The 22,650-nt window shown below is 69.1% G+C and carries 21 protein-coding genes; 13 read left to right on the forward strand and 8 right to left on the reverse strand.

Annotation, left to right across the window (positions count from 1 at the left end; translation table 11 throughout):
* The first annotated feature begins 21 nt into the window (after nucleotides 1-21).
* Nucleotides 22-804: a Bax inhibitor-1/YccA family protein gene (locus Q1B08_RS00560; protein ID WP_299813067.1), complete on the forward strand. Its 783-nt coding sequence runs from the start codon at nucleotides 22-24 to the stop codon at nucleotides 802-804.
* A 264-nt stretch (nucleotides 805-1,068) separates the two neighbouring features.
* Here the strand turns inward: Q1B08_RS00560 and rodA are convergent, their stop codons facing one another.
* The 6 genes from rodA to Q1B08_RS00590 all read right to left on the reverse strand — a co-directional run bounded on the left by rodA (nucleotide 1,069) and on the right by Q1B08_RS00590 (nucleotide 8,588).
* Nucleotides 1,069-2,235 (reverse strand): rod shape-determining protein RodA, encoded by a 1,167-nt coding sequence (rodA, locus tag Q1B08_RS00565; RefSeq protein WP_299813070.1) that lies wholly within the window; start codon nucleotides 2,233-2,235, stop codon nucleotides 1,069-1,071.
* Entirely contained in the window at nucleotides 2,232-4,172 is a 1,941-nt protein-coding gene (gene mrdA / locus Q1B08_RS00570) for a penicillin-binding protein 2 (RefSeq protein WP_299813073.1), read from the reverse strand. The genes rodA and mrdA overlap by 4 nt, the downstream gene beginning before the upstream one ends.
* A 35-nt stretch (nucleotides 4,173-4,207) precedes the next feature.
* Nucleotides 4,208-4,735, reverse strand: a complete 528-nt coding sequence (locus tag Q1B08_RS00575; RefSeq protein WP_299813076.1) for a rod shape-determining protein MreD — start codon at nucleotides 4,733-4,735, stop codon at nucleotides 4,208-4,210.
* Between the two features lie 3 nt (nucleotides 4,736-4,738).
* Complete coding sequence (mreC, locus tag Q1B08_RS00580) at nucleotides 4,739-5,638, reverse strand: rod shape-determining protein MreC (RefSeq protein WP_299813079.1); 900 nt, start codon at nucleotides 5,636-5,638, stop codon at nucleotides 4,739-4,741.
* A gap of 7 nt (nucleotides 5,639-5,645) precedes the next feature.
* The gene (locus Q1B08_RS00585) at nucleotides 5,646-6,683 is read right to left on the reverse strand and encodes a rod shape-determining protein (RefSeq protein WP_299813082.1); all 1,038 of its coding nucleotides are present in this window, start codon (nucleotides 6,681-6,683) and stop codon (nucleotides 5,646-5,648) included.
* 327 nt (nucleotides 6,684-7,010) lie between these two features.
* Nucleotides 7,011-8,588 (reverse strand): 2-isopropylmalate synthase, encoded by a 1,578-nt coding sequence (locus Q1B08_RS00590; protein ID WP_299813085.1) that lies wholly within the window; start codon nucleotides 8,586-8,588, stop codon nucleotides 7,011-7,013.
* Nucleotides 8,589-8,836: 248 nt separating this feature from the next.
* Here Q1B08_RS00590 and Q1B08_RS00595 point away from each other — a divergent pair, with 248 nt between their 5' ends.
* Both Q1B08_RS00595 and Q1B08_RS00600 read left to right on the forward strand, forming a co-directional pair.
* Complete coding sequence (locus Q1B08_RS00595) at nucleotides 8,837-9,487, forward strand: SDR family NAD(P)-dependent oxidoreductase (protein ID WP_299813088.1); 651 nt, start codon at nucleotides 8,837-8,839, stop codon at nucleotides 9,485-9,487.
* The gene (locus Q1B08_RS00600; RefSeq protein WP_299813091.1) at nucleotides 9,484-11,016 is read left to right on the forward strand and encodes a cryptochrome/photolyase family protein; all 1,533 of its coding nucleotides are present in this window, start codon (nucleotides 9,484-9,486) and stop codon (nucleotides 11,014-11,016) included. The genes Q1B08_RS00595 and Q1B08_RS00600 overlap by 4 nt, the downstream gene beginning before the upstream one ends.
* A 354-nt stretch (nucleotides 11,017-11,370) precedes the next feature.
* Here the strand turns inward: Q1B08_RS00600 and Q1B08_RS00605 are convergent, their stop codons facing one another.
* The gene (locus tag Q1B08_RS00605) at nucleotides 11,371-12,900 is read right to left on the reverse strand and encodes a 2-isopropylmalate synthase (protein ID WP_299813094.1); all 1,530 of its coding nucleotides are present in this window, start codon (nucleotides 12,898-12,900) and stop codon (nucleotides 11,371-11,373) included.
* A gap of 155 nt (nucleotides 12,901-13,055) precedes the next feature.
* On the opposite strand from Q1B08_RS00605, the gene Q1B08_RS00610 reads away from it, so the two are divergent.
* The 10 genes from Q1B08_RS00610 to Q1B08_RS00655 all read left to right on the forward strand — a co-directional run bounded on the left by Q1B08_RS00610 (nucleotide 13,056) and on the right by Q1B08_RS00655 (nucleotide 21,221).
* Nucleotides 13,056-14,690 carry a nitrilase-related carbon-nitrogen hydrolase gene (locus Q1B08_RS00610; RefSeq protein WP_299813097.1) on the forward strand — a complete coding sequence of 545 codons (1,635 nt, stop codon included), beginning with the start codon at nucleotides 13,056-13,058 and terminating at the stop codon, nucleotides 14,688-14,690.
* Between the two features lie 4 nt (nucleotides 14,691-14,694).
* Complete coding sequence (locus Q1B08_RS00615) at nucleotides 14,695-15,108, forward strand: hypothetical protein (protein ID WP_299813100.1); 414 nt, start codon at nucleotides 14,695-14,697, stop codon at nucleotides 15,106-15,108.
* Nucleotides 15,105-15,515: a VOC family protein gene (locus tag Q1B08_RS00620; RefSeq protein WP_299813103.1), complete on the forward strand. Its 411-nt coding sequence runs from the start codon at nucleotides 15,105-15,107 to the stop codon at nucleotides 15,513-15,515. The genes Q1B08_RS00615 and Q1B08_RS00620 overlap by 4 nt, the downstream gene beginning before the upstream one ends.
* The gene (locus tag Q1B08_RS00625; RefSeq protein WP_299813106.1) at nucleotides 15,512-16,465 is read left to right on the forward strand and encodes a glyoxylate/hydroxypyruvate reductase A; all 954 of its coding nucleotides are present in this window, start codon (nucleotides 15,512-15,514) and stop codon (nucleotides 16,463-16,465) included. Before Q1B08_RS00620 ends, Q1B08_RS00625 begins: the two co-directional genes overlap by 4 nt.
* Nucleotides 16,462-17,559 carry a pyridoxal phosphate-dependent aminotransferase gene (locus Q1B08_RS00630; protein WP_299813108.1) on the forward strand — a complete coding sequence of 366 codons (1,098 nt, stop codon included), beginning with the start codon at nucleotides 16,462-16,464 and terminating at the stop codon, nucleotides 17,557-17,559. The genes Q1B08_RS00625 and Q1B08_RS00630 overlap by 4 nt, the downstream gene beginning before the upstream one ends.
* Before the next feature lie 50 nt (nucleotides 17,560-17,609).
* Complete coding sequence (locus Q1B08_RS00635; RefSeq protein WP_299813110.1) at nucleotides 17,610-17,843, forward strand: hypothetical protein; 234 nt, start codon at nucleotides 17,610-17,612, stop codon at nucleotides 17,841-17,843.
* 161 nt (nucleotides 17,844-18,004) lie between these two features.
* A complete protein-coding gene (gene gph, locus Q1B08_RS00640; protein WP_299813112.1) occupies nucleotides 18,005-18,673 on the forward strand; it encodes a phosphoglycolate phosphatase in 669 nt (222 codons plus the stop codon).
* Nucleotides 18,674-18,775: 102 nt separating this feature from the next.
* A complete protein-coding gene (locus Q1B08_RS00645) occupies nucleotides 18,776-19,237 on the forward strand; it encodes an NUDIX hydrolase (RefSeq protein WP_299813114.1) in 462 nt (153 codons plus the stop codon).
* 70 nt (nucleotides 19,238-19,307) lie between these two features.
* A complete protein-coding gene (locus tag Q1B08_RS00650; RefSeq protein WP_299813117.1) occupies nucleotides 19,308-19,889 on the forward strand; it encodes a nucleotidyltransferase family protein in 582 nt (193 codons plus the stop codon).
* Between the two features lie 108 nt (nucleotides 19,890-19,997).
* Nucleotides 19,998-21,221: an EAL domain-containing protein gene (locus Q1B08_RS00655; RefSeq protein WP_299813120.1), complete on the forward strand. Its 1,224-nt coding sequence runs from the start codon at nucleotides 19,998-20,000 to the stop codon at nucleotides 21,219-21,221.
* 35 nt (nucleotides 21,222-21,256) lie between these two features.
* On the opposite strand, the gene lipA is transcribed toward Q1B08_RS00655, so the two are convergent.
* Nucleotides 21,257-22,207 (reverse strand): lipoyl synthase, encoded by a 951-nt coding sequence (gene lipA, locus Q1B08_RS00660; RefSeq protein ID WP_299813123.1) that lies wholly within the window; start codon nucleotides 22,205-22,207, stop codon nucleotides 21,257-21,259.
* Nucleotides 22,208-22,650: the final 443 nt, after the last annotated feature.

Consider the following 22,650-nt stretch of genomic DNA (forward strand, 5'->3'; position numbering starts at 1 on the left):
CACGTCACTCGGAGGAGCCAGATGGCACAACTCGACGCCCTGCGGACCGGCCGGATCGCCGGAGCCCGCACCGCGGAAATAGATCAGGGCCTCCGCGCCCACATGAACAAGGTCTACGGCACGATGTCCGTAGGCATGCTGATCACCTTCGCCGCCGCCTGGGCGATCTCGGGGCTGGCCGTGACGTCTGATCCGGCGCAAGCGGTCGGGCAGATCGGCGCGGACAATTACCTGACGAGTATCGGTGCGGCTCTCTACGCATCGCCGCTGAAATGGGTCGTTATGTTCGCCCCGCTCGCCTTCGTGTTCGGGTTCTCCGCCGGGATCAACCGGATGTCGGCCGCCACCGCGCAGTTGGTGTTTTACGCCTTCGCCGCCGTGATGGGCGTGTCGATCAGCTCGATCTTCCTCGTCTTCACCGGCACGTCGATCGCGCAGACCTTCCTCGTGACCTCGATCGCCTTCGCGAGCCTGTCGCTGTGGGGCTACGTGACCAACAAGGACCTCAGCGGAATGGGCACGTTCCTGCTGATGGGACTGGTCGGCCTGATCGCGGCGATGATCCTCAACATCTTCATCCAGTCCGAGGGACTGGCGATGGCGATCCCGTTCATCGGCGTGCTGATCTTCGCGGGTCTGACCGCCTACGACACGCAGCGGATCAAGACCGAGTACATCGCCCACGCGCAGCACGGCGACAGCGAATGGCTCGGCAAGTCGGCGATCATGGGTGCGCTGAGCCTGTATCTCGACTTCATCAACATGTTCATGTTCCTGCTGCAATTCATGGGCAACCGCGAGTGACGCGGCGGACGTGACGTAGCTGCAAGGGCCACCCCTCGGGGTGGCCCTTTTTTCGTTTGCGACGCCGGCCCGATCAGGGACCGGGTTCCGGCAGGGATGTCGTAATTCACGCCAGCAGGGGCTCGTGGCGCTCCGCCAGCCTCGGCGTCCCGTCCCGCCGTTCGAGCGATTCGACCTGCATGGTGTCCGGCCTCCCGATCGTGTCCGGCCTTCGCGCCTCCCTTCGCCCCGGTGGAAGCGACGGCATCCGGCCGTAGCAAGGTGTCAGCGTCGCAGGATCCGCCCCTCTCCCTGGGCGCGCGGCCGGTGGACATGGGCGCTTTGCACGAGGCCGAACGCCAGCATCAGGACGAGCATCGCCGATCCGCCGTAGCTGACCAGCGGAAGCGGCACGCCGACGACCGGCGCCATGCCCATCACCATCGACATGTTGACCGCGAAGAACAGGAAGAACGCGACGGCGATTCCGAGCGTGACCAGTGCCGAGAACCGGTCCTTCATCCGGAGCGCCGAGACGATGCAGAAGGCCACGATCAGCAGGTACAGCGTAAGGAGCGAGATGCCCCCGATCAGGCCGAATTCCTCTGCCAGCGTGGTGAAGATGAAGTCGGTGTGCTTCTCGGGCAAAAAATTCAGCCGCGCCTGCGTGCCCTGCAGGTAGCCCTTGCCCGTCCAACCGCCCGAGCCGAGGGCGATCTTGGACTGGGTGATGTGGTAGCCCGCACCGAGCGGGTCGCTGTCGGGGTCGAGAAACGTGTCGATCCGGCGGAACTGGTAATCCTTGATGAGCTGCCACGGCGTGCCCCGCGACTGCAGCACCGCCGTCACCAAACCTGCACCGGCCGCGATCACGGTCGCGAAATAGGCCCAGTGGACCCCGGCGAGGAACATCACCGCCCCGCCCCCCGCGATGAGCAGGATCGAGGTCCCGAGGTCGGGCTGCTTCAGGACGAGGAGGGTCGGGAGCAGGATGATAACGAGCGGCACGACGACCCATTGGGGTCGGCTGACCTTCGTCGCCGGAAGCCAGTCGTAATAGGCCGCGAGCATCATCACGAGCGTGACCTTCATCAGCTCCGACGGCTGCAGGCGCATGAAACCCAACTCGATCCAGCGCTGCGCACCGCCACCCGTCGACCCAATCAGCTCCACCGCCACCAGAAGCACGAGCGTCAGCGCGTAGAACAATGCGGAGACGTTGCGCCAAAACCAGATCGGTATCATGCCCACGGTGAACATGACCGCGAGGCCCAGCAGGAAACGCTGCATCTGCGGCGCAACCCACCGCCAGTCACCTCCGGCGACGGAATAGAGCACCAGAAAGCCGATCGCGGCTACGGCGCAGATGAGCAGGACCAGTGCCCAGTGCATCGCCAGCACCTTCCGCAGCCCCGCCGGCGTGCGCGCGACGTTGTATTCTAGGTAGCTCATGCCTTGGTGGTTCCGCCGCTCCGCGCCACGCTTGGATCCAGGTCTAGCGTCGAGAGGCGTTCCTCGATCTCGCCACGCTGGCTGTCGGGATAGGCGTCGAGCGGGGGCACGCCGCCCGACAGCGCGTAGAGCATGATGTCGCGCGCCGCGGGCGCCGCCACGGCGGAGCCCCCGCCGCCATGCTCCACCACGACGGAGACCGCGTATTGCGGGTCGTCGTAGGGCGCGTAGCCCACGAAGAGCGCGTGGTCGCGCCGCTCCCACGGGAGGTCCTCGTTGCGGGACACGCCGCGCGCCCGCTCGGCGGCGGTAATGTTGCGGACCTGGCTGGTGCCGGTCTTGCCCGCCCACTTGATGCCGTCCAGATCGAACCTCGACCGCCCCGCCGTCCCGCCGGACGCGTTGACCACCTCGTACATCCCGTTCCGCGCGCCGTCGAGCCAGCTTCGCGGCAGGTCGAGCGGTCCTGCCACGCCGGAGGGCTGCGCCACCCCGCCGATCGTGCGCACGAGGCGGGGCGAGACGTCGAGACCGCTGGCGACGCGCGCGGTCATAACCGCAAGCTGCAATGGCGAGGCCAGCACGAAACCCTGCCCGATCGAAGCGTTGAGGCTGTCGCCGATCATCCATTCCTCGCCGCGATTCGTCCGCTTCCAGGCGCGGTCGGGGATCAGGCCCTCGCTCACCGAACTCATCTCAATATCGTGGCGCACGCCCAGGCCGAGCTTGCGCGCCATCGCCGCGATCCGGTCGATGCCGGCCCGTTGCGCCATCTCGTAATAGAAGACGTCGCAGCTTTCGCGAAGCGAGCCCGCGATGTCGACGCGACCGTGGCCACCGCGCTTCCAGCAGTGGAAGCGGCGGTTGGAGATCGTCGTGTAGCCGCCGCAATAGACGGTCTCGTTCGTCCCGATCTCTCCTGCCTCGAGCGCGGCGAGCAGCGTGACGAGCTTGAAGGTGGAACCCGGCGGATAAAGGCCTTGCACGATCTTGTTGTGCAGCGGCCGGTGGTCGTTGTCGCGCAGCCGGGCGTAGTCGGGAACGCTGATCCCCTCGACGAAGAGGTTCGGATCGTAGCTCGGGCTACTGACCGCGGCGAGGATGTCGCCGTTGCGCACGTCCATGACCACGGCCGACGCGCTTTCCTGCCCGAGCCGCGCCTGGGTGAAGTTCTGCAGGCCCGCGTCGAGGGTGAGCTGCACGTCCGCGCCCTTGCCGCTCTCGGTCCGGTCGAGCTCGCGCATGATGCGGCCAGCGGCGTTCTGCTCCACCCGGCGGGCGCCGGCGCGGCCGCGCAGCACGTCCTCGAGCTGTCGCTCGGTGCCGATCTTGCCGATCTGGAACTGCGGCGTCTGCAGCAGGGGGTCGACCTCCTCGGCCTCCGCGATGTCACGCTCGGAGACGCGGCCGACATAGCCGATCACATGGGCGTAGTCCTGCCCGAGCGGATAGGCGCGGCTCAGGCCGACCTCCGGCGTGATGCCGGGCAGCGCGGGGACATTGACCGCGATCGCCGATAGCTCCTCCCAGGACAGGCGATCGGCCAGTGTCACCGCCTGATGCGGACGGCGGTCCATCTCGCGCAGGGCGCGCTGCAACTCCTCCTCGTCGAGCCGTACGAGGCTGCGCAAGTGACCGATCACCGCGGGCACGTCGTCCGCGTCCTCGCGGATCATGCTGACGCGGTAGATCTGCTCGTTGCTGGCAAGAGGCACGCCGTTGCGGTCGTAGATGACGCCGCGCGCCGGTGCGATCAGACGGACCTTGATCCGGTTCTCCTCGGCCAGAAGCAGGAACTCGTCGGCCTGATCCACCTGCAGGTGCCGCATCCGTGCGAAGAGCAGCGCGCCGAAGGCGAGCTGCCCACCGCCCGCGATGAGCGCCCGCCGCGAGATGCGACGGGCCGAAAGAGTCATGTCCTGAGCGTTGCGCTTCATGTTCGAGATCTCCGGGTGCATCGGACGGGGGCCGGTCAAGCGCGGCTTCCGAGGCTGTCCAGTTCGCCGGGGGCGAGCCGGCGAACGCCAAGCAGCTGTGAGCCTAGTGCGACGACGGGGTAGAACGCAATCGTCGCCAATGCGTGCAAGGCCTGCCCGTGGGCGGGCGGGGTTTCGACAAGAAGCAGAACGAGAGCGACGTGGTTGGCCACGAACACCGCCACGATACCGCCGGCCACGAGAAAGAGCTCGGACAGAAACGGCAGCGCTTCGGCATGGTCCACGCGGCGACGCAGGTATTCCGACAGCAGGAACACGAGCAGGGTCCACAGGCCCAGCGGCCGCAGCAGCAAGGCATCGTCCAGAAGCAGCAACGGCAGAAGCAGCCACACGGGAACGTAGTCGGGCCGTCGCAGCACCCAGGCCACGGTCAGGCAAACCATCAGCTCCGGTCCGGGCCAGGCCCGTTCGCCGACCCCGAAGGGCACCAGCGCGAAGAACAGGATGCCGGCGGACAGCGCGACGAAGAGGAGCCGGAATGCCCAGACCGAGCGCGTCGCCATGTCTTAGCCGCCGCTTGCCGGCGCCGGCGGTCCCTGAACGGGACCGGGTGCGGGGACGAGGATCGTGCCGGACGCGTCGATCCGCGGCGCCTCGCGGGTCCGGAGCACGCGCAGGAACTCGAGTCGCGACGTGTCCGCGGCGAGCCGCACGCGCAGCCGTCCGTCGGTGCCGCGCACCACCTGCCCGACGGCGAGGTCGGGCGGAAACACGCCGCCGTCGCCGGAGGTCACGATCCGGTCGCCGGCACGCACGTCCTCGGGGTTCTCCACGAAGTCGAGCGCCGGGGCCGACGTCGTGTCGCCTGCGAGAATGGCCCGCTTGCCGGCCGGCTCGATCGTCACCGGAATGCGGCTGTTGCCGTCGGTGAGCAGAAGCACGCGCGACGTACGCGGTCCCACCCCCGAGATCCGGCCGACGAGGCCCAGACCGTCCATCGCTGCCCACCCGTCGCGGATACCGTCCTCCGCGCCGATGTTGAGCAGGACCGAGCGCCGGAACGGCGAGCCGGAATCGGTCAGCACCACACCCGTTACGTAGGTCAGCTCCGGCGACAGGCGCACCTTGTTGAGGTCGAGGAGACGGGCGTTCTCCTGTTCGAGCTGGATCGCCGCCTCGCGCCAGGACTTCATCTGCTGCAGCTCGCGCCGAAGATCGCGGTTCTGCTCGTAGACGCGGGCGTAGCCCTCGAAATCCTCGATCAGCCGTCCGGCCCAGGTGACGGGGACAAGCGCCCATTCCATGTTGGGCACGACCCGGTCCACGATCGCCGCGCGGATGCCCTCGGCCCGCGGATTGTCGATCCGCCAGAGCAGGACGAGCAGGACGAGCAGGACGCAGGCGATCGTGACGAACAATCGCCGCAGGGGCCGGGTGTAGATATCCTCGCTGCGCCCGCGCGCCATCCGGCTCTCAGCTCTCGTAGTCGATGACGTGGTTCAGCTGGCGCTCGTATTCGAGGGCCTTTCCGGTCCCGAGGGCCACGCAGTTCAGGCTTTCGTCGGCCACCGAGATCGACAGCCCCGTCTGCTCCCGGAGCGCAAGGTCGAGATCGCCCAGAAGCGCGCCGCCGCCGGTCAGCATGACGCCGCGGTCGACGATGTCCGCGGCGAGGTCCGGCGGCGTGGACTCGAGCGCGGTCATCACCGATTCGACGATCTGCTGCACCGGTTCGGACAGGGCCTCGGCCACCTGCGCCTGAGAGATCTCGGTCTCCTTCGGCACGCCGTTCAGAAGGTCGCGACCGCGGATCTGCATCGTGAGGCCGCGCCCGTCCTCGGGCATCCGGGCGGTGCCGATCTCCTTCTTGATCCGTTCGGCCGTGGCCTCCCCGATCAGCAGGTTCTGATGTCGCTTCAGGTACGAGATCAGCGCCTCGTCCATCCGGTCGCCGCCCACCCGCACGGAGCGGGCATAGACAATGTCGGCGAGGCTCAGCACCGCCACCTCGGTCGTGCCGCCGCCGATATCGACCACCATGGAGCCGGTCGGATCGGTGATCGGCATTCCCGCGCCGATGGCCGCCGCGATGGGCTCCGCGATCAGCCCGGCCTTGCGCGCGCCGGCGCCCAGCACGGACTGGCGGATCGCGCGCTTCTCCACCGGGGTCGCGCCATGAGGGACGCAGACGATGATCTTCGGCTTGGTGAAGGTGGAGCGTCTGTGAACCTTGCGGATGAAGTGCTTGATCATCTCCTCGGCGGTGTCGAAATCCGCGATGACCCCCTCGCGCATGGGCCGGATCGCCTCGATCGAACCGGGCGTGCGGCCGAGCATGAGCTTCGCATCCTCGCCCACGGCCAGAACTTCCTTCCGGCCATTCTTGGTGTGGTAAGCCACGACCGAGGGCTCGTTCAGCACGATCCCCTTGCCCTTCACGTAGATAAGCGTGTTCGCCGTCCCGAGGTCGATGGCCATGTCCGACGAGAAGAAGCTACCGAAAATGTTCATGCCAATCCCCCAAACGGTCCCGTCCCCCTTGTGCGCCGATCGGGGGGTTCGGTGGCGTTTAGCGGCATCCGGGGGGGCGGGTCCAGTGGGGCCATGCAGACGGCGGACCGGCGGGGGCGGCCGGGTTCGCCTGCCACCGCGTCAATGCGGCATCGCAAAGTCGCAGCGCGCGCCCGGGTCGCACCAAACACCGAAGGTCGGGCGGTTTGGGGCGCAAACAGTAACTGTTCCGCCCCGCCCCACGTAGGGCAGGTTCCGAACCGAATCCCGACCCCTATCGCGTCACGCCAAAGGCTCGATCGTGCCGTTCCCCGTGCCGCTGGCGCGTCAGCCGACGTCCTTGTAGCTGATCTCGCGGCCGTCGGGGCCGCCCTTCTCGCGCCGCATCAGCAGGCGGTTCAATGCGTTCACATAGGCGCGCACGCTGGCGACCACGGTGTCGGTGTCGGCCGACTGGCCGGTGACGATGCGACCGTCCTCCTCCAGCCGCACGGTCACGGTGGCCTGCGCGTCCGTCCCTTCCGTCACGGCGGAGACCTGGTAGAGTTGCAGCTTGGCCCGGTGCGTGACCAGCATCTTCACCGCGTTGAAGGCCGCGTCCACCGGACCGTCGCCCGTGGCCTGCGCCTCCTGCGGGCTGCCGTCGATGCTCAGGCGCAGCGACGCCTCCTGCGGGCCCTCGGTCCCGCAGACGACACGCAGGTGCTCGACCCGGATGCGGTCCTCCGCCTGCCGCTCCTCGACCTGCATCAGCGCGACGAGATCCTCGTCGTAGACCTCCTTCTTGCGGTCGGCGAGCGCCTTGAACCGCACGAACACGTCCGCCAGCTGATTGTCGGCCAACTCGTAGCCCAATTCCTTGAGCTTTGCGCGCAGCGCCGCGCGGCCCGAATGTTTGCCCAGAACCAGCGAGGTCGCGGTCAAGCCCACATCCTCGGGGCGCATGATCTCGAAGGTCTCCGCGTTCTTCAGCATCCCGTCCTGATGGATGCCGCTCTCGTGGGCGAAGGCGTTCTTGCCGACGATCGCCTTGTTGAACTGCACCGGGAAGCCCGAGACGGAGGCCACGCGCCGCGAAATCGTCATCAGCTTCGTCGCGTCGATGCCGGTGGTGAAGGGGATGATGTCGTGGCGGACCTTCATCGCCATCACGACCTCTTCCAGCGCGGTGTTGCCCGCCCGTTCGCCCAGACCGTTGATCGTGCACTCGATCTGACGTGCCCCGCCCTCGACCGCCGCAAGACTGTTGGCCGTCGCCATGCCGAGGTCGTTGTGGCAATGCGTGGCGAAGATCACGTCCTCCGCCCCCGGCACCTCCGCGATCAGGCGGCGGATCAGCTCCGCGCTCTCGTTGGGGGCGGTGTAGCCCACCGTGTCGGGGACGTTGATCGTGGTCGCACCGGCGCGGATCGCGATCTCCACCACGCGGGCGAGGTAGTCCCACTCCGTCCGCGTCGCGTCCATCGGCGACCATTGCACGTTGTCGCAGAGGTTGCGGGCATGCGTCACCGTCTCGTGGATGCGCTCGGCCATCTCGTCCTGTGTCAGGTTCGGGATGGCACGGTGGAGCGGCGAGGTGCCGATGAAGGTGTGGATTCGCGGCGACGCCGCGTGGCGCACCGCTTCCCAGCAGCGATCGATATCCCTGAGGTTCGCGCGCGCCAACCCGCAGATCGTGGCGGATTTCGCGGCCTTCGCGATCTCGGAGACGGCGGCGAAGTCGCCCTCGGAGGCGATGGGGAAGCCCGCCTCGATCACGTCGACGCCCATCTCGTCGAGCATGGCGGCGATCTCCAGCTTCTCCTCGTGGGTCATCGTCGCACCGGGCGACTGCTCGCCGTCGCGCAGTGTCGTGTCGAAGATGATGACGCGGCTGGCGTCGTGGTTCAGCTCGGGATTGGTCATGGCTCTGATCCTTTGTTCGGTGGTCTTCTTCGGCGCTGCCTCACTCCCGAGCGGTCGCGCCGGATGGCACGCTCAGGAGCGGCTAAGAAGAAGGTCCGTTGGAAGGATCGTCGTCATGGGCAACAGGATAGTCGGATCAGAGATGATGTGAAGGCCTTTTTGCGGGACGCACCCGGATGGGCGGGGTGCGACGCGACGGCACGGCGCGCCCACTGGACCGCACCGGGCCGCCCCGTAATATGGGCCACATGGAACACGCCATTGTTTTCGGAGCGTCCGGCGGGATCGGCGCGGCGCTCGCCGACCATCTCGCCGAACGCTACGACGTCACGCGGCTGAGCCGCCGTCACGACGGGCTCGACGTGACCGACGAGACCTCCGTCGCCTACCTCGTGGGCCGCCTCGACCGGCCCGTCGAAATCGTCTTCGTCGCCACAGGCCTTCTCGCGCCCGAGGGCCACACGCCCGAGAAGTCGCTGGACGCGGTCGAGGCGGCGGCGATGGCGCAAACCTTCGCGGTCAACGCCATCGGTCCCGCGCTGATCCTGCGCCACATCGCGCCGAAGCTTTCCGAGACGGCGCGGGTCGGCGTGCTGACCGCGCGGGTGGGCTCGATCGGCGACAACCGGATGGGCGGCTGGTACAGCTACCGCGCCGCCAAGGCCGCCGCGAACCAGATCGTCCACGGCGCGGCCATCGAGATCGGGCGCAAGCGCAAGCGGGCGGTCGTCGTGGCCCTGCACCCCGGCACGGTCGACACGCCCTTCACCGAAGGCTACGCCGCGTCGAAGGTCGCGGCCCCGGAGGCGGCGGCGAACCTCGTCCGCGTCCTGACCGCGCTTACGCCGGAGCAGACGGGGGGCTTCTTCGATTATGCGGGCCGCCCGGTCGAATGGTGAGGGAGCCGCGCCTCGTCCTCATCCTCGGCGACCAGCTGTCCGACGACATCGCCGCCCTGCGGGAAGCCGATCCGGCCCGGGACGTGGTGGTGATGGCCGAGGTGCAGGCGGAGACGGACTACGTCGCCCACCACCCCAGGAAGATCGTCTTCCTGTTCTCGGCCATGCGGAAGTTCGCGGCGCATCTGCGCGAGGCGGGCTGGCAGGTCCGCTACACCACGCTCGACGACCCGGAAAACACGCAATCCATTTCGGGCGAGCTCCTGCGCGCGGCCGAGGCCACCGGCGCGTCGGAGGCGATCGGAACGGAGCCGGGGGAGTTCCGTCTGATTTCCGCGCTGGAGGATGGGCCGATCCCGGTCCACCTGTTTCCCGACGACCGGTTCCTATGCTCCCACGCCGAGTTCGAGACTTGGGCCGATGGCCGCCGCGAGTTGCGGATGGAGTGGTTCTACCGCGACATGCGCCGCCGCACCGGACTGATGATGGAGGGGGGCCATCCGGCGGGCGGCAGGTGGAACTACGACCACGACAACCGCAGGCCGCCGAAGACGGGGCTCGACGCGCCCGAGCCCCTGCGCTTCGCGCCCGACGCGACCGTGGAGGCGGTGACGGAGCTCGTCCGGGCGCGGTTCGGCAACCGCTACGGCAGCCTCGACGACTTCTGGTTCGCCACCGACGCCGACGGCGCGCGTCGGGCGCTCGCCCATTTCGTGGAGCGTTCCCTTCCCGAATTCGGCGCCTATCAGGACGCGATGGTAAAGGGCGCCCCCTTCATGTTCCACGCGGTCCTGTCGGTCTACATGAATGCCGGGCTTCTTGGCTGGCGCGAGGTCTGCGAGGCGGCAGAGCGGGCCTGGAAGGACGGCGCCGTGCCGATCAACGCGGCCGAGGGCTTCATCCGTCAGATCATCGGCTGGCGCGAATACGTCCGCGGCGTCTACTTCCTGCAGGGGCCGGACTACACGTCGCGCAACGCGCTCGGCCACAACCGCGACCTGCCGGACTTCTACTGGTCGGCCGAGACCGATATGGCCTGCATCGCGGAATGCGTCTCCGCCACGATGCGGGAGGCCTACGCCCACCACATCCAGCGCCTGATGGTGACGGGAAACTTCGCGCTCCTCGCCGGGCTTGATCCGCATCAGGTCCACGAATGGTACCTGATCGTATACGCGGACGCCTACGAATGGGTTGAAAGTCCGAACGTCATCGGGATGAGCCAGTTCGCCGACGGAGGGGTGGTCGCTTCCAAGCCCTACGTCTCCGGCGGCAACTACATCAATCGGATGTCGGATTACTGTCGCCATTGCAGCTATTCGGTGACGACGAAATCCGGCGAGGGCGCCTGCCCCTTCAACCTGCTCTACTGGCACTTCCTCGACCGGCACCGCGACCGGTTCCAGCCGAACACGCGGATGCGCCGGATCTACGCTGCCTGGGATCGAATGGACGAAGACCATCGGGCGAACGTGCTCGCGGAGGCGGCGGAAATCCTCGCGAAGCTCGACGCGGGCGAGCGGGTCTGAGACGCCGCGCAATAGACCCGATCCACGTCTTCCGGTCGTCCCGCCCGACCGCAGGGCCGGGCAGAACCTGCTTGGTCGTCCGGCGCTTTCAGCGGACGTGACCTCGTTTGCCGGTCGACACAAGGAGCGACGTCGAGATGCCGCGGGAGACAACCTTCGCCCGCCGAGGCGATCCGGAAATATCATCGGGCGCGCGCCCGATGCAAAGGCGGAAGGACACGGCGGAAGGCCGGGGCGGTTTTGTCGAGGACAGGGCCTGTCCGGCATGCCGCCGAACGGGACGAAATCGGGGCGCGATCCGGGGTGACCTCGAGACAGCCGACGTGTCCCGCGGATCACGGGATCACGACCCGGTCATCCGCCGTTCGCCGGCGTCTCCGCATCCACCTCGCCATCCCCGGAACCGGTGCCCGGCGGGACTACGGCGGCCCCCGCCTCGGGGTCCGGTTCCGCCGTTCCGGCCTCCGCCGGCGCGGCCGGGGCCGTGCCGGCGTCCGAACCCTGGCCGCCCTCGCTCAATGCGCCGCTCTCCCAGTCGCCTTCTTCCACCTGTCCGGTCGCGTAGCGCATCGTGCCCGGCCCCTCGCGCCGGCCGGCGACGAAGGACCCTTCGTAGACGTCACCGTTGGCATAGGTCGCGACGCCCTGCCCCTCGATCTCGCCGTTCGCCCATTCGCCCTCGTAGGTGAAGCCGTCGGGCATGGTGATGACGCCCTCGCCCTCGCGCTGGCCCTGCACGAAGCCGCCCTCGTAGATCGTGCCGTCGGCATAGCTCGCCCGTCCCCGCCCGTGGCGCAGCCCGTCGGCCCATTCGCCTTCGTAGCGGTAGCCGTCCCCGGAGGTCATGACGCCATAGCCGTGGTTCTGCGCGTCGACGAAGCCGCCCGCGTAGACGAGGCCGTTCGGGTAGACCGCGCGCCCCTCGCCCTCGATCACGCCGTCGGACCATTCGCCCTCGTAGGTCGCGCCGTCGGCATAGGTGATCTTGCCTTCCCCGTTGGCGAGATCGTTGGCGAACTGCCCGACATAGACCGAGCCATCGGGATAGGTCACCGTGCCCTCGCCCTCGATCCGGCCCTCGGACCATTCCCCCTCATAGAGGTAGCCGTCGGTGCCGGTGAAGGTGCCCCGCCCGTCGCGGCGATCGTCGGCGAAGCCACCTTCGTAGACGGAGCCGTCCGCGTAGGTCACCGTGCCCTGCCCCTCGCGCCGGCCGTCCGCGAGCTCGCCCTCGTAGATGTCGCCGTTGGCCTGCGTAAGCGTGCCGGTGCCGTTGATCTGGCCGTCCGCCCATTCCCCCTCGTAGATGAGCCCGTCGGGCGTCGTCAGCGTTCCCGTGCCGGCGCGGACGCCCCCCGACATGCTGCCCTCGTAGGTGGAGCCGTCGGGATAGGTGATCTGTCCCCGCCCGTCCTTCAGACCGTTCGACCAGCCGCCCACGTAACGGTAGCCGTTCTCCGCCTCGAGCGTGCCCTCCCCGTCGTGGACGGCGTTGCGGAACCCGCCGGAATAGGTGCTTCCGTTGGCGTATTCGGCCACGCCCCGCCCCTCGATGCGGCCCTCGACCCATTCGCCGGTATAGGTCGCGCCGTCGGCGAAGGTGATCGTGCCCTCGCCATGCGGCTCCCCCGCGGCGAAGCCGCCTTCGTAGACCGAGCCGTCGGCGAAGGTGGCGCGGCCCTGACCGCGGATCTCGCCCTCGACCCATTCGCCCGTATAGGTATAGCCCGAGGGCAGCGTGTAGGTCCCGGTCCCGTGCTGCTTGCCGTTCAGGAACGTCCCCTCGTAGACGCCGCCGCCGTCGTATTGCTTGGTGATGACGTCCTGCGCGTGCGCCGCGCCCGCGATCATCGCCAGAAGCGCCGCCCCGATCACCCGTCTCATGTCGCTCGTTTCCTCCGGCCGTTCGCGGGCGAAGCTAGGCAAAGCGGGCGCAAACGGCAACGGGCGATCCGGCCCGCGCGCGATCGGCGCTTTCACCCCGTCGCGAGGCGCGCTAGGTCGAGGCCGTCCCGCCGCGTGAGGCTCCGGAGCTTGCGATGTCCGACACCTTCCGCCTGACGATGGCGCAGCTCGACGCGACGCCGGGCGACCTCCACGGCAATGCCGCGAAGGCCCGCGCGGCTTGGGCGGCGGCGCGCGAGGCGGGCGCGGACATGGTGATCCTGCCCGAGATGTTCCTTGCCGGCGGGCCGCCGCGGGGCCTCGCGCGGCGGCCCGCCTTCGTCGCCCATGCCCGGCGCGTCCTCGACGAATTGATCGCCGCCTGCGCCGACGGTCCCGCCATCGGCATCGGCGTGCCCTCCTGGCCCGACGGCGCGGAGTTGCCCTTCAACGCCTGGGTCGTGGCCGAACGCGGCCGGATCGTGGCCGAGATCCGCAAGCATCACCGCACCCGCGAGGGCGGCCTCGACGAGACGCGCGATTTCGGCGCGGGCGACGTGTCCGGCCCCTACCGGGTCGGCCCGGTCCGGCTCGGCACGCCGATTTCCGAAGATGCCCGGTTCGAGGACGTCGCCGAGACGCTGGCCGAGACGGGGGCGGAGATCCTCGTCGTTCCGAACGCCGCCCCCTACGCCCGCGGGGGACAGGACGCTCGCTGGAGCCACGCCGTCGCGCGCGTGGTCGAGACCGGCCTGCCGCTCGTCTGGCTGAACCTCGTCGGCGGCGCGGACGACCTCGTCTTCGACGGCGCGAGCTTCGCGCTGAACCCGGGCGGCCGGCTCGCCGATCACCTGCCGTCCTTCGCGGAGGCGATCGTGCATGTCGATTTCGACCGGACGGACGAAGGGTGGCGCGCGCGGGATGGCGCCCGCGTGCCGCAGCCGGAGGGGCCGGAGGCCGATTACCGCGCGATGGTGGCGGGCCTGCGCGCGCGCATGGCCGGGGCCGGAACCGCGACGGCCTTGCTCGAACTTTCGGGCGATCCGGCATCGGCCCTCGTCGCGGCCGTCGCCGCCGACGCGCTCGGACCCGCGAACCTGCGCTGCGTCACGCTGCTGCGCGAAGGCGATCCCGCCGCCCCGCTGGAGACCGCGCGCACGGTGGTGGAGCGGCTGGGTTGCCGGTTCGAGACGTGTTCCACCGACGCGTGCGACGTAGCCGCGGCGGATATCGTCGCACGCCTTCTCGGAGAACGCCCGTCCGGCGCGGCTCGGGCGAACGTCCGGTCCCGTTGCGGCGAGCTGCTGCTGACCTCGTTGGCCGAAGCGTCCGGGGCATTGTTGCTGCGTTCTGCCTGCAAGTCGGATCTCGCGACGGGGGGCGACGGGATCGGGGGCGGCTACGATCCGGTAGCCGACCTCTACGGAAGCGAGCTTCCCGCGCTTTGCCGGTGGCGGAACGCGCATCATGTCGAGGGCTTCCTCGGGCCCGCGGGCGAAGTCGTGCCCGCTTGCCTGCTGGACGCGGCGACGGCGGCGGGCACGGACGCGCTGCCGTCTAATTCCGTCCTCGACGACATCCTCGAGCGCCTGCGGGAGCGCGGGCAATCCCCGGGCGAGATCGTCCGGGCCGGTCACGACCGCGCGACCGTCCGGCGCGTCGCGGAGCGCGTCCGGAGCGCGTCCGGACGTCCCCGTCCCACGGGCCCCGGAATCGCGGGGCGAACCGCCGGGCTCGACCGGCTGGATCCGGTCGCGCATCGCTGGCGCGACCCCTCCGGCGAGGATTGATCCGATGATCACGTTCCTCGTTCTCGTCCCGCGCTTCCGCACGAACGTGTTCTTCGCGACCCGCGCCCTGATCGGCGCCCGGCACCGGGCCGACGTCGCGGTGGCCGGGATCGCGGATGCCCGAAGCACGGACCGGATCGACATTCGCGCCGACTTTCCCCCTTCGGAGATGGCGGGGATCGACGCGTCGCACGATATCCGTGTCCGGCCCTCCGTGGGCGGGCCGCCGGGCGCGACGACGCTCGGGGGCAATCCCGGTTCCGCGCGCATGTCGGACGCGGCCCGCCGCTTCGCCGCGACCGAACTGCCGCCCGCGCGTTACGTCGCCCGGACGGAGCGCTGCCGCAACGCGCCGAAGGGGGCCGCGCGCCCCGTACCGAAACCGAGATTGAGCCCAACTGCTAGGACGCATCCATGAGCATCTTCCACCTCGCCTACAATGTCGGTGACCTCGACACCGCCCGGGCCTTCTACGGCGACCTTCTGGGCTGCACCGAGGGGCGTTCGACCGAAACCTGGATCGATTTCGACTTTTTCGGGCACCAAGTCAGCCTGCATCTGGGCAAGCCCTTCGCGCACGAGCCCACCGGAAAGGTCGGCGATCACATGGTCCCGATGCCGCATCTGGGCGTGCTGCTCCAGATGGACCAGTGGCGCGTGCTGGCCGACCGGTTGCGGGCGGCGGGGCAGGACTTCGTGATCGCGCCGACGCTGCGCTTCGAAGGGCAGCCGGGAGAGCAGGCGACGATGTTCCTGCTCGATCCGTTCGGCAACCCGATCGAGTTCAAGGGCATGCGCGACCTCGCGGGAGCCTTCGCGACGTGAGCGGCGCGACCCGTATCCTCTTCGCCGCGAAGCCCGAGACTCGGGACGCTTACCGCGCGCACCTGCCCGCAGCCCTCGCGGAGGCCGAAGTCGCGGCCCGGATCGTCGCGCCGGAGGACGATTTCGATCCGGCCGGCATCGACTGGATCGTCTACGGCCCGTCCCCCGCGGCGGCGCTTTCCGACTTCGCGCCCTACGTGAACCTCAAAGGTTGTCTGAGCCTTTGGGCCGGCGTCGAGGGGATCGAGGGCAACCGGACGCTCACCGCGCCGCTTGCGCGGATGGTGGACCAAGGGCTGACGCAGGGCATGGTCGAATGGGTGACGGGCCACGTGCTACGCCACCACCTGGGCATGGACGCGCATATCGTGAACCCCGACCGGAGATGGACCCCCGGCGCTCCGCCGCTCGCGCATGACCGGTCCGTCGCGGTGCTGGGGCTCGGCGTGCTCGGTACGGCGGCGGCGCGGGCGCTCTCCGGCGTCGGCTTCGACGTGACCGGCTGGTCGCGAAGCGCCAAGGACATCGACGGTGTTCGGGCCCTGCATGGCGCCGATGGGCTCGAGATCGCGATCCGTGCAGCCGAGATCGTCGTTCTGCTGCTGCCGCATACCCGTTCGACCGAGGAGCTGATGAACGCGGATCGCTTCGCGCTGATGCGGCCCGGCGCGGTGCTGATCAACCCGGGGCGCGGCGCGCTGGTGGAGGAGGACGCGCTTCTGGACGCGCTGGAGGGCGGGCTCGGACACGCGACGCTCGACACGTTCCGGACCGAGCCGCTGCCGCGGGATCATCCGTTCTGGGCGCATCCGAAGGTCACTGTGACCCCGCACATCGCCTCGGCCACGCGGCCCGCCTCCGCCGCGCGCGTGATCGCCGAGAACGTCCGCCGCGGCGAGGCCGGCCTGCCGCTTCTCCACCTCGTCGACCGGAGCGAGGCACTGGCATGAGACTGACCCCGCTCACCGAAAGCCTGCCGGCCTCCGTGCCCTTCGTCGGGCCCGAGGCGCAGGAACGCGCGCGCGGCGGCCCCTTCGCCGCCCGGCTCGGCGCTAACGAAAGCGTGTTCGGCCCTTCCCCCCGCGCCCTCGAGGCGATGCGGAATGCGGCGGCGGACGGCTGGATGTACGGCGATCCCGAGGCGTGGGAGCTGCGCGAAGCCATCGCCGCGCATCATGGCGTGGCTGTCGAGAGCGTGGTCGCGGGCGAGGGGATCGACGGCCTGCTGGGCTATCTCGTCCGCCTGCTGGTCGCGCCGGGCGACGCGGTCGTGACCTCGGCGGGCGCCTATCCGACCTTCAACTACCACGTCGTGGGCTTCGGCGGCACGCTCCACCCCGTTCCCTATCGCGACGACCACGAGGATCCGGAGGCGCTCGCGGCGAAGGCGAGGGAGGTCGGCGCGAAGCTCGTGTACCTCGCCAACCCCGACAACCCGATGGGAAGCTGGCACGACGCGACCCGGATCGCGGCGCTGATCGACGCGTTGCCGGAAGAGACGCTGCTCTGCCTCGACGAGGCCTATGCCGAGTTCGCCCTGCCCGAGGCGATCCCGCCGCTCGACCCCGGCGATGTTCGCGTGATCCGGATGCGCACCTTCTCCAAGGCGCATGGCATGGCCGGGCTGCGCGTCGGCTACGCCATCGGTCATCCCGATCTGATCCGCGCCTTCGAGAAGGTGCGCAACCATTTCGGCCTGAACCGCGTGGCACAGGCCGGCGCGCTGGCGGCGCTCGGCGATCCGGACTGGCTCATGGAGGTGCGCGCGCGGGCGCTGCAATCGCGCGACGCGATCGCCGCCATCGCCCACGCGAACGGGCTCGTGCCGCTGCCCTCGGGGACGAACTTCGTCGCGGTCGATTGCGGGCACGACGGCGATTTCGCGCGCCGGGTGCTTTCCGGCCTGCTCGAGCGCGGGGTCTTCGTGCGGATGCCGGGCGTCGCGCCGCTCGATCGCTGCATCCGCATCTCCTGCGGGACGCAGGCCGACATGGAGGCTTTGGGCGCCGCCCTGCCCGACGCGCTCGTGGCGGCGCGATCCTGACCTCACCCGCGCGGGCCATGCGCCGGTCCCTTGCCGAAGGGGGGCGCCGCGTGGACGACGGTCGCCACGTCCGGGACGAGGATCGCACGAAGGCGTTCCGTGCGACGTTCTACCTGATCCTCGTCATGGCCCTCGTACGGAACCGGGGTGCCTGGGGCTGTTCCGCCGCGCTCGCGCTCCGCGCCGCGTTGCACGGGGCGGTCTGCCCGCTGGACCCGCGTCGCGCGCGGGCCGCGGCCGAACGGGAGGCCCGCAGCGCGGCGATCCGCGCGCGACACCGCTAGAGGCGAGCGCCGGACGCTCATCCGGCGCCCGGAATCGCGGCACGACGTTCAGCCGATGGGCGCGATGCCGGAATTCCACGGGGAATGTCCGGGTCGCACTGGACACCGCGTCGATCCGCCCGAATTAGACCGGGATGCGCGGCATGACAGGAGGTTCAGGCATGAAGGACGGCACCCGGCGGTTCACGGCGATCGTCTTCGATCTTGACGGTACGCTCATCGACAGCGCGCCCGGCCTTCGTGCGGCGGTGGGGGCGATGCTGGCGGAACGCGGCCTGCCGGAGCCGGATCTGGAAACGGTGATCGGTCATATCGGTCGCGGGGCCCCGACCCTCGTCGAGCGCAGCCTTCGATGGGCGGGGGCGGACCCGTCGAACCACCCCGGCGCCGTCGAGCGCTTCCACGACCTCTACGGAGCCGATCCGCATTCGGGCACCACGGTCTATCCCGGCGCCCGGGAGGTGCTCGCCACCTTGCGCGCCGCGGGCCTGAAGCTCGGCCTGTGCACCAACAAGGCCGAGGCGCCGACACGCGACCTTCTCGCGACGCTGCCGCTCGGGCCGTTCGACGCGGTGGCAGGCGGCGACAGCCTGTCCGAGCGCAAGCCCGATCCGGCGCCCCTTCTCCATGTCGCGGAAATGCTGGGCGCGGTGCCGGAAGACGTCCTCTATGTCGGGGATTCCGAGACTGACTGGGAGACGGCCCGGGCCGCGGACATCGCCTATGCCCACGTGGAGGGTGGATATCAGCGCCGGTCGATCCCCGGCTTCCTCCCCTGGCTGACGCTTCGCCGGATCGGCGAACTTCCTGCGGCGATAACCGTTTCATGACCGGTATTTGTTATGCGGCCCGCGGCATGGCATGGTCCGTCTGAGCGAGGCGTGCCGGAAGATGCCCGGAACGGGCAAGCCGCGGGCGAAGGTAACAGGTGAATGGCGAACGAATGGCAGCAGGTCGCGGCGATGCCGCTGCGCTGGAACAAGAATTCCATCGAGGTCCTGATGATCACTTCTCGGGATTCGGGGCGGTGGATCGTGCCCAAGGGCTGGATGATGAAGGGCATGAAACCCTGGGCCGCCGCCGCGATCGAGGCGATGGAGGAGGCCGGGGCCGAGGGCCGTGTCGCGCGCGACGTGTTCGGCACCTACAGCTACGAGAAGATGCTCGACGACGGCACCGCGCTGCCCTGCAACGTGCGGGTCTACCCGATGATCGTGGAGCGGCTGAAATCCGACTGGAAGGAACGCAAGGAACGGACCCGCAGGTGGTTTCCGCTCAAGAAGGCGGCCAAGCTGGTGGACGAGCCCGAGCTTGCCGACATGATGACCCGCCTGACCGTGAAGCCGAAGAAGGTGCCGGTGGTCGGACCGCTGCTCAGAAGGGCCGCGTCCTAGCCCGCCGGCCCGGGCGCGGATCGGACTGCACTTCGGGATCGCGGCAAGGGCTGACGGAGGGCAATACCGAATGCGGGCGATCCCGGCCATTCTCGTTCTCGCCGCGGGGGCGTCTTCCCGGATGCGCGGGGCGGACAAGCTTCTCGAGGAGATCGACGGCCTGCCCCTGCTCCTGCGCGCGGTCCGGGCCGCCTGCTCGGTCACGCCCGAGACGATCGTTGCCCTGCCCCCGTCGAGCGCTCGGCGCGCGCTTCTGCGAGACAGCCCGGCCCGGATCGTCGAGGTGCCCGAGCGGGCGATGTCGGCGTCGATCCGGGCGGGTGTCGCGGCCTGCGAGAGCGCAGCTCTGATGATCCACCTCGCCGACATGCCGGAAATCGGTGCCGCGGACCTGCGAACTGTGGCGCGGGCCTGGCAAGAGACGACGGGCCCGACCCTGCGCGCGACGTCCGAAGACGGTCGCCCCGGCCAGCCGGTCGTCTTCGACCGGACCCTGTTCCCCGCGCTCGCCGTGCTTTCCGGCGACGATGGCGCGCGATCCGTCCTGCGCGCGCATCCCCCGGCGCTGGTCGCTCTCCCCGAAACCCGCGCACTGGTCGATCTCGACACGCCGGAGGCCTGGGTGGCCTGGCGCGCGGCGCGGTCGCGCTGAACTTCGCGACAAATCCGCCGGATTACGTCCGCCGACCGCCACGATTCATTCGCGCCGCGTTAACGAATGGACCGCATCTATGCCGAAGCTCCGCACAGGAGGAATCGGATGCTTCAGAACCACATCGACGTCAAATCGTCCGTGCCGGCGGCTCGCCCTGCGAGCGACCGGATCATCGACGAGGCGCTCCGCGCGGTGCGGGACCATCTCGACATGCCGATCGCCTACCTGTCGGAGTTCGTCGACGGGCGGAGCGTCTTTCGACATGTCAACGCGCCGGGCCTCGAGCACATGATCGCGCCCGGGGATTCACGTTCGCTCGACGAGGTCTATTGCCACCATATCGTCGATGGACGCCTGCCGAACCTGATCCCGGACACCTCCGCCTTCGAACTGGCGCGGTCGCTCCCGGTCACGAGAGAAACGCCGATCGGCAGTCATGTGAGCCTTCCGATCCACCGCGGGGATGGAAGCGTGTACGGCATGTTCTGCTGCCTTTCCCCGGTCCCGAACCCGAGCCTGAACGACCGCGACCTCAAGGTCATGAGCATGTTCGCGAACCTCGCCGCCGAGCAGGTGCGCGAGCAGCTCGAACGCGACGGGGACCGCTCGGCGGCGCTCCGGCGCACCACGGGGATGCTGGCCGAGGCCGCCTACGACATGCTCTTCCAGCCCATCTACCGGCTCGGCGACGGTCATCTGGCGAGCTTCGAGGCGCTCTGCCGTTTCCGCTCGGAAAGCTATCGCAGCCCCGACATCTGGTTCGCGGATGCCCGGCGCGCGGGCCTGCAGGTCGAACTCGAGATGGCCGTGATCCGGGCGGCGGTCCGCGCGCTTCCCGACCTGCCCGCCGGGGTGCGACTGGCCGTGAACGCGTCCCCCGACACGGTGGCCGAGGGCGACCTGCTTCCGATCTTCCGCGCCGCCGGGGCCGACCGGATGACGCTCGAGATCACCGAGCACGAGCAGACGACGCGGATCGACCACCTGTCGCGGGCCGTGGCGGCATTGCGCGACGAGGGCGTGCGGATCGCCATCGACGATGTCGGGGCCGGCTATGCGGGACTGCACCAGATCCTGCAGCTCAAGCCCAATGTATTGAAGCTCGACATGTCGCTCGTGCGCGACGTGCACAGCGACCCGGCCCGGCGCGCGCTGGCATCGGCGCTCGTGCGCTTCGCAGGCGAAACCGGCGCGCATGTTGTCGCCGAGGGGATCGAACACGCGCAGGAATGGCACGCCCTGCGCAGGCTCGGCGTCGATTACGGTCAGGGCTGGCTGATGGGCCGACCAGGCGCGATCGAGGACGCGGCGCCGTTCGTTCGCATCTGACACGCCGACCCGGCGGGGCGGGCCGGCGCCCCTCGTCAGGCCTGACCAAGTTTCCGCAGGCGCGCGTCGCGCAGGCGGGCGAAGTCGTCGCCGGCATGATAGCTCGACCGGGTGAGCGGCGTGGCGGAGACCATCAGGAACCCCTTGCCCCAGGCCGATTTCTCGTAGCCCGCGAATTCCTCGGGCGTCACGAAACGGTCCACGGCGTGGTGCTTGGTCGTGGGTTGCAGGTACTGGCCGACGGTCAGGAAGTCGATGTCGGCGGCGCGCATGTCGTCCATGACCTGAAGCACGGCCTGCCGATCCTCGCCCAGCCCGACCATGATCCCCGACTTGGTAAACATTGTCGGGTCGAGTTCCTTGACGCGCTGCAGAAGGCGCAGCGAATGGAAGTAGCGCGCTCCGGGACGGACCTCCGGATAAAGGCCGGGGACCGTCTCGAGGTTGTGGTTGAACACGTCGGGCTTGGCGGCGACCACGGTCTCGAGCGCGTCCGGCCCGCAGCGGATGAAGTCCGGCGTCAGGATCTCGATCGTCGTGCCCGGCGACCGTTTGCGGATCGCGCGGATCGTCTGGGCGAAATGCTCCGCCCCGCCATCGTCGACGTCGTCGCGATCGACGGAGGTGATGACGACATGGTTGAGGCCCAGCTTCTGGACCGCGTCGGCCACCCGGCCGGGCTCAAACACGTCGAGCGCGTCGGGACGTCCAGTGGCCACGTTGCAGAAGGTGCAGCCGCGGGTGCAGATCTCGCCCATGATCATCATCGTGGCGTGGCCCTGGCTCCAGCACTCGCCGACGTTGGGGCAGCCCGCCTCTTCGCACACGGTGACGAGCTTGTGCTCCCGCATGATCTTCGCGGTCGCCTTGTAGCCCTCGCCCACGGGGGCCTTGACCCGGATCCAGGACGGCTTCTTCGGCTGCGCCTGATCGGGGCGACGCGCCTTTTCGGGATGGCGTTCGGCGGGGATCTTCAGATCGCGCATGTCAGGGGCTCCGATATCCTCGGCAGACAGGTAGTGCATCCGCGACCGCGCCACCACCCCGGGCGCAGCAAATCAGGTCTTCGCGGCCTTGTGGATCCAAACGCGCCAACGATCGACAATGCGCCCTCCCTGCGGCCGCAAGCGCAGCGCGACGTCGATCTCGTCCCTGTTGAGCCGCGCGAGTAACGCGTCGGTGTCGGCTTTCCGCACGCGTCGCGCCGGAGGGGGGCCACGGCGCGGCCGCGGAGATGATGCCGAGGTTATGAACCGGGACGAACGAGTCCGCCTTTACTCGGACATCGCCGCCGCGTCCGCGCCCTTTGCGGAACCGTTACAAGGAGCGATGGCAGGCGGTGACGAGGCAAGGTTCGGCCGGACTACAGGGCCGGCGCCGGGCCTCCGCGCAAATCCCGAAGAGGCATGCCGCCATCCCAATGACACTG

It is taken from the genome of uncultured Jannaschia sp., from assembly GCF_947494025.1.
Taxonomy (GTDB): domain Bacteria; phylum Pseudomonadota; class Alphaproteobacteria; order Rhodobacterales; family Rhodobacteraceae; genus Jannaschia.